The organism is Microbacterium sp. ZXX196, assembly GCF_009709595.1.
Lineage (GTDB): Bacteria > Actinomycetota > Actinomycetes > Actinomycetales > Microbacteriaceae > Microbacterium > Microbacterium excoecariae.
On the sequence record NZ_WMEE01000009.1, the window covers coordinates 91,072 to 100,940 of the forward strand.

The window sequence follows — 9,869 nt, forward strand, 5'->3', positions numbered from 1 at the left end:
AGAGTACGCGGCGCGCGCGTCACGATCGGAAACGACACGGCGCCTCGTGCTCGGGGTGCCCTGTGAGATCCGCGCAGGCGGGGAGCTCGACGACGTGCGCGACGCCCCGGATCGCCTCCGCCCGGTGCGCAACGAGGACGAGCGTCGTGTCGCCGCGGCGCGCGATGCCCTCCTGGACGGCGCGCTGCGTCTCGGGATCCTGGTGACTCGTCGACTCGTCGAGGACGAGGATCCGCGGTCGGCGGGCGAGCGCGCGGGCGATGGCAAGCCGCTGGCGCTGACCGCCCGAGAGGTTCAGGGCGTCCTCCCCGAGGCGCGCGGCGAGGCCCTCGGCGTGCGCCCGGATGTCGCCCGCGAGCGCGGCGTCCTCGAGCGCCCGCCACGCCTCGGCCTCGGTGAGCGCCGGGTTGCCGAGCCGGAGGTTGTCGAGGACGGACCCCGCCACGAACACCGGGCGCTGCTCGACGAGCGTCACCGCGGCACGAAGGTCGGCGAGCGCCACGTCGCGCACGTCGACAAGGCGCCCGTCGCCCACGAGCACGACGCGTCCGACCGAGGGATCCCGGCGCCGCACGATGAGGGAGACGAGCGTCGATTTCCCGGCTCCGGAGGGTCCGACGATCGCGACGGCGTCACCGGCCGCGACATCGAGGTCCGTGGGATCCAGCAGGCGCCGTCCGCCCGGCGGAGCGACGCTCGCGCCCTCCACCCGGAGCCCGAGCGGACCCGACGGGACCGCCGCGGGCCGCGGGGGATCGGCGACCGAGGGGGTGCGGTCGAACGCCGCGAGGTATCGCCGCGCGGAGGCCAACGCGGCCGGCAGCGACCGCGCGAGGCCCGCGAGGGCGCCCACCGCCGGGGCCGCCCCGAGGACCGCCACCGCCGCCACGACGTGGGAGCCGAGTGTCGGCGGCGTCGCGAGGGCGAGGATCCCGATGGCCGCCGCGAACGGCCACGCGAGGCCGACGCCCGCGCGCAGGGCGCTCGCCCGCCCCGAGGACCCCGCCGCGCGCGCGAGCTCCTCCTCCAGCCCGGCGAGGCGCGCCATGCGCGCATTCTCGGCTCCCAGCGTGCGGAGGTCGACCGCCGCGTCGGCGTCCGCGGCGAGGTGGTCCGCGATCCGCGCGCGCACGGCCGCCTCCGCCCGCGCCGCGCGGACCGTCCGCGGCGCGCCGAGGAACGGGACGACGAGCGCGCCGAGCGCGAACGCGGCGCCGGCGACGGCCGCGGCCGGGGCTCCCGCCGCCGCGGCGACGCCGGCCACCACGATCGCCGGGACGAGGACGGCCGCCGCGGCCGGAACGAGCGTGTGGGCGAAGAACACCTCGATCCGATCGATGTCACGCGTCGCGATCGTCGTGAGGTCCGCGGACGCCTCCTCGTCGTCCGCCGAGAGCGGCGCAACGGCGTCGAACACCTCGACGCGCATGCGGGCGAGCAATTCGAACGCCGCGCGGTGGCCCAGGTAGTGCTCGAGGTACCGGGTCGAGCCCTGCAGGAGCGCGATCGCGACGAGGAGCCCGAGGAGCCCGAAGATCGGCCATCCGCGCCCACCCGCCGCCGCCACCATCGCGATGGCCGGCACGGCGAGCATCGCCGTGCCCGCGAGGAGGGAGGCGGCGCGCGCGAAAAAGGAGCCGACCAGCAGCGGCCAGACGGGAGCGGCCAGGCGCAGGAGTCGGCGGATCATGCGCGCTCCTCCGCCCCGACGACCGCCACGATCCGCCCGCCCGCGACGCGCGCGACGCGATCCGCCCGTTGTGCCTCGTCGGGCCGGTGCGTCACGAGGATGACGGCGCGATCCCCAGCGAGACGGCGCAGCGTGTCGACGACGACGCGCGAGGCCGCCGGATCCAGGTGGGCCGTCGGCTCGTCGGCGACAAGGACCGGGCGCTCCGTCAGCACGGCCCGCGCGATCGCGATGCGTTGTGCCTGCCCGCCCGAGACGCCGCGCGCGTGCTCTCCGACGGGCGTGCCGAGGCCGCCAGAGAGCTCGCTCGCGTCGAGTCCCGCCGCGGCGAGCGCGGCCCACATCCGTCCATCGCCCGCGCCCGGTCGGGCGAGCTGGAGGTTCTCGCGCACGGTGCCGGGAACGAGGACGGGGCGCTGCGGGATGTACGCGACCGAGGCGCGCAGCCCCTCCGCGGAGGCGTGCTCGCTGCCGATGCGGATCCCGCGGGACGGCACGAGGCCGGCGAGCGCCAGCGCGAGCGTGGACTTGCCCGCGCCGGACTCGCCCACGAGCGCCGTGAGCCCCCGCGCGGGAATCGCAAGTTCCGCCTGGTCAACGACCCGCACGCCGCCGCGCTCGACGACGGCGCCCGAGAGCGTGAGGAGCGCGTCCGACGCGGCCTCGCCGTCCACGGCGCCGGCGTCCGCGCGGCGCGCCGCGCCCGCCGACGGCGCGGGCTCTCCCGCCGGATCCTGCGGGGTCGCGAGGGCGCCGCGGATCCGCTCCCCCGCCGCGCGACCCGCGAGCCCCACATAGAAGGAGCGGCCGAGGCGGTCCACCGGCTCGCGCAGCAGCCCCGCGATCACGAGGAGGGCCGCGGCCTGGCCGAGGGAGAGGGCGCCCGATGCCACTCCCCACGCGCCCGCACACCCGACGGCGGACAGCGCGAGCACGCCGAAGATCGCGTCGGTCACGAGAATGACGAGCTGATTGCGGCGCAGCAGCGCCATCACCTCGCCGCGCAGGGCGCCGGAGCGCCGCACGAGCGCCGCGCGGCGCTCCGCCGTCGCGTCGAGCAGCCGCAGGGTCTCTCGCGCGCGCATCGACTCAAGGAACAGACCCGCCAGCCCCGCCGCGACGCGGCGATACCGACCGCTCGAGGCCCGGAATCGCGCGAGGAAGCCCGCGATGAGGACCGGGGCGAGGGCGACGAGGACCGCGAGCCCGCCCGCGAGCGGCCACGAGACGCCGGCTCCGAGGACCACGAGCACCACGGCGGGCACGACCGCCCCCGCGACGAGGGGGCCGAGGAAGTCGGCCCGGTAGTGCGCGTAGCGCTCGACCTCCCCGGTCGCGCGGTCGACGCGCACGCCGGCGGGTTCCGCGCCGTCGAGCGGATCCGCCAGCGCCCGCCGCGCCACCTTCTGGCGCCACTCCGCCTCGATCGCGGGGCGGGCGCGCGCCGGCACCAGCGCCTCCGCGGCCGCCGCGCACGCGGCCACGACCAGCGCGCCGAGGGCCGCGGCCCACCACACGCGCGGGTCTGCTCCGGCCGCGAGCGCATCCACGCCGGCGCCGAGGGCGAGCGCGCACGCGGACAGCGCGGCGGCGCGCACGGCCGCACAGAAGACGATGGCCCACCCGGAAAGCGGCACATCGGCGAGAAGCCTCGGAAGCATAGGCCTCCCATTGTCCTCCCGTCCCTGGGACGTCCCCTCAGATTGCGCTCCGAGGCGCCGCGGATCCGCGGCGGCGCACCGGTGAGGCACACTGTCAGGATGAGCATTTCCGCGTCTCAGGGATCCGACGACCCCCGCGCCGTGCGCACGCGGGCGCGACTGGCGGACGCGCTCGTGCGGCTGCTCTCGCGCGAGGACCTCGCGAGCATCGGCGTCGCCGAACTGTGCCGCGAGGCCGGGGTGCACCGCACCACCTTCTACGGCCACTACGCGAGCGTCGGGGATCTCGCGGCCGACGTGTTCGCCTCGATGCTCGACGAGGTGAGCGCCATCGACGTCGCGCCGGGGACGTCGCTCGCCGAGCTCGCTCGCGTCTACGCGGACGGCACCGTCGCGATCCTGACCGCCGTCGCCCGCGAGCGCGGTGCGATCCGCTCCCTCCTCGACTCCGCCGTGTCCCTCGGCTTTCGCAAGCGCCTACGCGAGCACCTCGTGCGGCGCGCGGACATCGCGATCGAGAACATGCGCCACGGCGGGATCGACCTCCCCGCGGACACCCGCGTCGAGGCGGCGGTGATCGCCGGCGGCGTCGTCAGCGCGATCGAGCTCTGGGCGAGCCTCGACGATGCCCACCCGGCCGCCTTCGCCGACCGGATCGTCGCGAACATGCCGCGGTGGTGGCCCACCGCGGGCTGATCCCGGGCGGGCCGCGGCGCTCACTGCACCGAGCGCACGAATAGCGAGCGCGCGAGGTGGTCGCGCTCCTCGCGCACGAGGCGGACGAGCGCCCCCGGCGCGTCGGCGTTGTCCTCCAGCCACCCGTCGACCGCCTCGAGCGTCTCCGCGTGCGGGAACAGCCCGCGCACGAGCCGCCGCGCGATCTCGATCGACCGCGACTCCCACACGGGACGGATCCGCGCGAAGTAGTCCGCGTCGAGGTCGGCCACGAGGTCGCGGCGGCCGCCGGAACGCACGCCCGCGATCGTCGCGGCGAGGGCGTCGTTGGTCAGGGCCTGGTCCTCCCACGCGGCCACCCAGCCCGCCCGGCGCACGGGCTCCTCGGGTCGCGAGGCGCGCGCCCGGCGCGCCGCCGTGTGCCCGGACATCGTGTCGTCGCGCGCGAGCTCGCGCGCGATCTCCTCCTCGCCGGCGTGCCCGGTCGCCGCGAGGGCCTGGAGGAGGATCCAGCGTAGGTCGGCGTCCAGCACGAGATCGGCCGGTGCGGGGGTATCGCCCGACAGGAAAGCCCGAATCTCGGACGCGCGGGCGTCGTCGAAGGCGGCCGCGCGGCCGAACGCGCGGGCCCACGCGAGCTGCGCGTCGCTTCCGGGCGCCGCACCCCAGAGCGCGTCCCACGTCGTCTCGAGCCACGCGCCGCGCGCGTCGGCGCGGCGGTCGTCGGCGACGAAGTCCTCGACCGCGACCGCCGCGTTCTGGAGGGCGCCGGCGAGCAGGGCCGGGTTGTCCTCCCGCGGGGCGTGCCGGCGGACCACGTCCAGGTAGGCCGCCGCCGCGTACTCGCCGTCGCGCGTGGCGTTCCACAGCGCCGACCAGACGAGGCCGCGCGCGAGCGAATCCTCGATCGTCGACAGGCCGCGCTCGGCCGCCTGGATCGAGGGCCCGTCGAGGCGCACCTTGGCGTAGGTGAGATCACCCGCGTTCGGAAGCACGAGCGCGGCGGGTCCCAGCTCGATCGCCGCGCGCGCGGCGTCCGTGTCGACGTCGATCGCCTCTCCGGCGACCAGTCGGTCCGCGTCCCACACGTACGTCCCGACGCGCAGGCGGTGCGGCCGCGGGTCCTCCACCGCGAGCCAGGCGTCTTCGCCTTCCCGCTCGACGCGGATGGTGGAGACCCCCGTCGTCTTCAGCCACGCGTCCGCCCACGCGCCCATGTCGCGCCCCGAGGCGCGCTCGAGCGCGGCCAGGAGGTCCGCCAGCGTCGTGTTCCCGTAGGCGTGGTCGGCGAAGTAGGCGTGCGCCGCGGCGAAGAACGCCTCCTCCCCCACGTACGCAACGAGCTGTTTGAGGACAGAGGCGCCCTTGGCGTAGGTGATGCCGTCGAAGTTCAGCTTGGCGGCCTCGAGGTCGGGGATGTCGGCGACGATCGGGTGCGTCGTTGGCAGCTGATCGGCCTCGTACGCCCAGGCCTTGCGCCGGTTCGCGAACGACGTCCAGGCCTCGGTGAAGCGCGTCGCGGCGACCGAGGCGTGGGACCCCATGTAGTCCGCAAACGACTCCTTCAGCCACAGATCGTCCCACCACCGCATCGTCACGAGGTCGCCGAACCACATGTGCGCCATCTCGTGGAGGATCGTGTTCGCGCGCGCCTCGTGCTGCGCCTGGGTCGCGGCGCCGCGGAAAACATACGCCTCCGTGAACGTCACGAGCCCCGGGTTCTCCATCGCGCCGAGGTTGTACTCCGGCACGAACACCTGGTCGTAGCTGCCCCACGGGTAGTCGATGTCGAACGCTGCGGTGAAGAAATCCAGGCCCTGGCGGGTGATCTTCAGGATCTCGTCGGCGTCGAAGTACTCCGCGAGCGACGCGCGGCAGTACGCCCCGAGCGGGACCCGCCCCGAGGATCCGGTCCACTCGCCCGTCACGCGGTGGTACGGCCCCGCCGCGACCGCGGTGATGTAGGACGAGATCGGGCGGGTCTCGGAAAACTCGACCGTCTGCGTGCGCCCGCCTCCCGACGTCACGACCGGCCGACCGTTCGACAGCACGTGCCAGCCCGACGGGGCCGTCACGACGAAGGTGTAGGTCGCCTTCATGTCGGGCTGTTCGAACGCGGCCATCACGCGCCGCGCGTCGGCGGGCTCGTACTGCGTGTAGAGGTAGGTCTGGCCGTCGGCCGGATCCACGAATCGGTGCAGCCCCTCGCCGGAGCGGTTGTATCGCCCCACCGCCTCGATGCGCACCTCGTTCTCGGGGCCGAGCCCCGTCAGGCGCACGCGCGCCCCGTCCCACAGCACGGGGTGGTCGGCGCCGTTGACCACCACGCGGTCGACGCTCTCGCCGAGGAAATCCACCCACGTCGATTCCTCGATCGCGTCGAATCGCAGGGTCGTCGTCGTCGCGAACCCGGTCGCGTCGGCGTCCGGCGCGTTCGAGAGGTCGAGCTCGACGCGAACGGCGCGCAGGCGGATCGCGGCCGAGCGCGCGGCCGTCTCCTCGCGGGTGAGGTTGGCGGAGGTGTGCGTACTCATCCCCCCATCGTAGGAAAGGCCCGCCACCGCCGGAACGTGCGGATCCGCCGCGTCACTAGAATCCGGATATGTTCACGACGACCGCGGCCATCCACCTGGCCGTCGCGTTCGCGCTCGGGCTGGGCGCGGTCCTCGTGCGCCTGCCCCCGCTCGTCGGTTTCCTCGCCGCGGGCTTCGTCCTCGGCGCCGCGGGCGTCGAGGACCTGCCGCTGGTCAGCGAAGCGGCGGATCTCGGGGTCACGCTCCTGCTGTTCGGGATCGGGCTGAAGCTCGACGTGCGGACCCTCGTGCGCAAGGAGGTGTGGCTCACCAACGGCGCGCACATGCTCGTGTCGACCGCGCTGGGAGCGGGCCTGCTCGGACTGGCCTCGACGCTCGGCATGTCACTCCTCGACGGGACGAACGCCGTCACGTGGGCGCTGATCGGCTTCGGGCTCTCGTTCTCGTCCACGGTGTTCGTCGTGAAGGTGCTCGACGACCGGTCGGACATCACGGCGACGTACGGCCGCATCGCCGTCGGCGTTCTCGTCATGCAGGACATCGCCGCCGTCGCCTTCCTCACGATCGCGGGCGGGGATGTGCCGTCGCCGTGGGCGTTCGCGCTCGTCGGGCTCGTGCCGCTCGCCTGGGTGTTTCGGAGGGTCTGGGATCTCATCGACGCCCCCGACCTGCAGGTGCTCTACGGCATCGTCCTCGCCCTCGTGCCGGGCTACGCGCTCTTCGAGGCGGTCGGGCTGAAGGGCGACCTCGGTGCGCTCATCGTCGGCGCGCTCCTCGCCGGGCACCCGGTGGCGAGCGACGTCGCGCACAGGCTCCTCAGCGTCAAGGAACTGTTGCTCGTCGCGTTCTTCCTCGACATCGGCCTGAGCGGCGTCCCGACCGGGGCCGACCTCGCGATGGCGGGAGTCCTCCTCGTCCTCCTCCCGGTGCAGACGGTGGCGTACGTGCTCCTGCTCTGGGCGATGCGCCTGCGCCACCGGACCTCGTGGCTGACGGCGCTCACGATGGCCAACTTCTCCGAGTTCGGCCTGATCATCGCCGTCACGGGCGCCGCGTCGGGGCTCGTGCCCGAGCGCTGGGTCACGGTGATGGCCGTCGCCGTGGCCGCGAGTTTCGTCCTCTCGGCCATCGTCAACGCCCGCGGCGTGCGGATCGCGGAACGCCTCGCCGCGCTGATGCCCGCGCAGGATCCCGCGCGCCTCCACCCCGAGGATCGCCCGCTCGACGTCGGGCATGCCTCCGCGCTCGTGCTGGGGATGGGGCGGGTGGGGCGCGCTGCCTTCACGCGCCTGCGCGACGAGCACGGCATCGCGGCGCTCGGGATCGAGCACGACGCGACGCGCGTCGAGGCGCTCCGCGCGGACGGACTCGACGTGCTCCTCGCCGACGCCACGGACTCCGACTTCTGGGCGCGCGTCAGCCGGTCGGACCGCATCGAGATCGCGATCCTCGCCATGCCGTTCCACACGTCGAACATGGAAGCGCTCGACATGCTGCGGGCGAGCGGGTTCACGGGCCGCGTCGCGGCCCTCGCCCGCTATGACCGCGACGCGGCCGAGCTGGCCGAGCGCGGCGCGAACGCCGTGTTCCATCTCTACGGCAGCGCCGGCACGGCCCTCGCCGACGAGACGATCGCCGACCGCGACGGGCTCTGACTACCGGGCCATCCGCCCCGCTCTCCCGCACAACGCAGTCAAAACGCACACCGGCCGACGAACGATCGCGGATCCGGGCCCATGGCACCGAAAATTGACTGCGTTGTGTTGGCGCGGGCGGGCAGGTGCTGACGCCGCGGCGGCCTACAGGGCGCGGGCGTCGCCGCGGGAGAAGAACTGGCGGTCGGCGTACAGCAGGGCATCGCCGGCCGCCGCATCGCGCTCGAGCGACGCCACCTGCGCGACGACGAGAACGGATCCGCCGACGCTGAGCGTGTCGAGGATCCGCACGTTCAGGCGCGCGCGGGCGCCCGCGAGCCGCGGCGCTCCGTCTGCGTCGAAGGACCAGCCCTGTCCCGGCGCGAAGCGCTCACCGCCCGTGAACGAGAACTGGGTCGCGACCGCCGCGTGCTCGGGCGCGAGGAAGTGGACCTGCAGCTCGTCGGCGCGGAGCAACGCGCCCGCCGTCCCCGTCGCGCGGGTCACGGAAAAGGAGATCGCCGTCGGGTCGACCGCGACGGATGCCACCGACGAGGCGGTGAGCCCCACGGGCCCCTCGGGGGTGAGCGCCGTGATGATCGTGACGGCGGCGGGGTGTTCGCGGAAGACGGCCTTGAAGTCGCCCGCGAGGGCATCGAGGGATTCCTGCATACTCCGACCGTAATCCGCCGCCAGCGCCCCGGCGCCGTTTCATGACGCTGTGTGGCGCGGATCCGCCCCCGCCGCCCACAGCGCGGCGCTCACGAGGAAGCGGCGATGACCCCCGGATTGCATCGCGCGCCCATCGTGCCCGAGGGTCGACACGACGGATCTCCCAGGATTCCGCTCAAGCGCCCACGCGGCGGGCTCGGCCCTGCCGTCGACGTCGCTCGTGAGGAGGATCCGCGCGCCGGCGTCGATGTCGAGGCCCGCGTAGCGCTCGTCGTACGCGCGCACCTCGCGGATCCCCGCCGTCGCGGGATAGCCCGGCTCGGCGACGACGAACCGCGCGTCCCCGATCGGGGGATGGCCGGATCGCCCGACGACCCACCCGCCGCCGATCGCCCGGCGCCAGTCCGGATAGTCGCGCAGCGAGGAGACTGCCGCGTGGACGGCGAGCACGCCGATCCCCCGCCGCAGGGCCGCGCCGAGGCCCGCGCTCGCCGCCGGGTCGGCCCCGCGGCGCGCCTCGTCCCCGCGCCAGGGATCGCCCGCGCACACCACCAGCAGGTCCGCGCCGTCGAGGCCCGCGAGCGCGACATCCACGTCCTCACGGACGTCGACGCCGCACCCCGCCTCCACGAGCCAGGCGGCGAGCGCCCGCGCGACCTCGCCGAACGGGTGCCACGGGTCCGCGTATCGCCCCGTGCCCACGGCGACGACGACGCGCGGCCCGCTCACGCCGGCACCCCGACCGGGCGCAGTACCGGCGCCAGCGCGTGACGCGATCCCGCCCAGGCGACGTAGAGGCACGCGGAGGCGGTGATGCCGACCGCGAGGGCGGGCGCCGCGACGAACACCGCGGCCTGCGTGCCGGCTACGGCCAGCGTCGCGGGCGAGAACGGCCAGCGTCGCACGGCGACGGCCGCCGACACGGCCGCGAGGCGGGCGAGCGGCGTACGCGGCGCCTCCGCGAGCGCGGCGAGCGCGGCGAGATTGACGCGGTCGGCATCAC

7 protein-coding genes and 1 pseudogene are annotated in these 9,869 nt (G+C 74.8%); 2 read left to right on the forward strand and 6 right to left on the reverse strand.

Annotated elements, in window-relative coordinates; genetic code table 11:
• Positions 1-19: 19 nt before the first annotated feature.
• Together GJQ66_RS09390 and GJQ66_RS09395 are read right to left on the reverse strand one after the other, a co-directional pair.
• Positions 20-1,690, reverse strand: coding sequence for an ABC transporter ATP-binding protein (locus tag GJQ66_RS09390; RefSeq protein WP_155049061.1), 1,671 nt, complete (start codon positions 1,688-1,690; stop codon positions 20-22).
• On the reverse strand, positions 1,687-3,351 hold the full coding sequence (locus GJQ66_RS09395) for an ATP-binding cassette domain-containing protein (protein WP_155049062.1): 1,665 nt from the start codon (positions 3,349-3,351) through the stop codon (positions 1,687-1,689). Before GJQ66_RS09395 ends, GJQ66_RS09390 begins: the two co-directional genes overlap by 4 nt.
• 99 nt (positions 3,352-3,450) lie before the next feature.
• Between GJQ66_RS09395 and GJQ66_RS09400 the strand changes: the two genes are divergently transcribed.
• Positions 3,451-4,047 (forward strand): TetR/AcrR family transcriptional regulator, encoded by a 597-nt coding sequence (locus GJQ66_RS09400; RefSeq protein WP_155049063.1) that lies wholly within the window; start codon positions 3,451-3,453, stop codon positions 4,045-4,047.
• Between the two features lie 20 nt (positions 4,048-4,067).
• Here the strand turns inward: GJQ66_RS09400 and pepN are convergent, their stop codons facing one another.
• A complete protein-coding gene (gene pepN / locus GJQ66_RS09405) occupies positions 4,068-6,560 on the reverse strand; it encodes an aminopeptidase N (protein WP_155049064.1) in 2,493 nt (830 codons plus the stop codon).
• Between the two features lie 68 nt (positions 6,561-6,628).
• Between pepN and GJQ66_RS09410 the strand changes: the two genes are divergently transcribed.
• Complete coding sequence (locus tag GJQ66_RS09410; protein ID WP_155049065.1) at positions 6,629-8,215, forward strand: cation:proton antiporter; 1,587 nt, start codon at positions 6,629-6,631, stop codon at positions 8,213-8,215.
• Between the two features lie 144 nt (positions 8,216-8,359).
• On the opposite strand, the gene GJQ66_RS09415 is transcribed toward GJQ66_RS09410, so the two are convergent.
• The 3 genes and pseudogenes from GJQ66_RS09415 to GJQ66_RS14105 all read right to left on the reverse strand — a co-directional run.
• Positions 8,360-8,866, reverse strand: a complete 507-nt coding sequence (locus GJQ66_RS09415) for a flavin reductase family protein (RefSeq protein ID WP_155049066.1) — start codon at positions 8,864-8,866, stop codon at positions 8,360-8,362.
• A gap of 39 nt (positions 8,867-8,905) precedes the next feature.
• A complete protein-coding gene (locus GJQ66_RS09420) occupies positions 8,906-9,595 on the reverse strand; it encodes a ThuA domain-containing protein (protein ID WP_368732846.1) in 690 nt (229 codons plus the stop codon).
• A pseudogene (locus GJQ66_RS14105) lies at positions 9,592-9,869 on the reverse strand (hypothetical protein); the annotation flags it as partial. The gene GJQ66_RS09420 and the pseudogene GJQ66_RS14105, both read right to left, overlap by 4 nt.

What these genes read in the sequence shown, in the direction of transcription:
- GJQ66_RS09395 (WP_155049062.1), bottom strand. Translation starts at nt 3,351, where the DNA reads ATGCTTCCGAGGCTTCTCGCCGATGTGCCGCTTTCCGGGTGGGCCATC.
- GJQ66_RS09390 (WP_155049061.1), bottom strand. Translation starts at nt 1,690, where the DNA reads ATGATCCGCCGACTCCTGCGCCTGGCCGCTCCCGTCTGGCCGCTGCTG.
- pepN (WP_155049064.1), bottom strand. Translation starts at nt 6,560, where the DNA reads ATGAGTACGCACACCTCCGCCAACCTCACCCGCGAGGAGACGGCCGCG.
- GJQ66_RS09410 (WP_155049065.1), top strand. Translation starts at nt 6,629, where the DNA reads ATGTTCACGACGACCGCGGCCATCCACCTGGCCGTCGCGTTCGCGCTC.
- GJQ66_RS09415 (WP_155049066.1), bottom strand. Translation starts at nt 8,866, where the DNA reads ATGCAGGAATCCCTCGATGCCCTCGCGGGCGACTTCAAGGCCGTCTTC.
- GJQ66_RS09400 (WP_155049063.1), top strand. Translation starts at nt 3,451, where the DNA reads ATGAGCATTTCCGCGTCTCAGGGATCCGACGACCCCCGCGCCGTGCGC.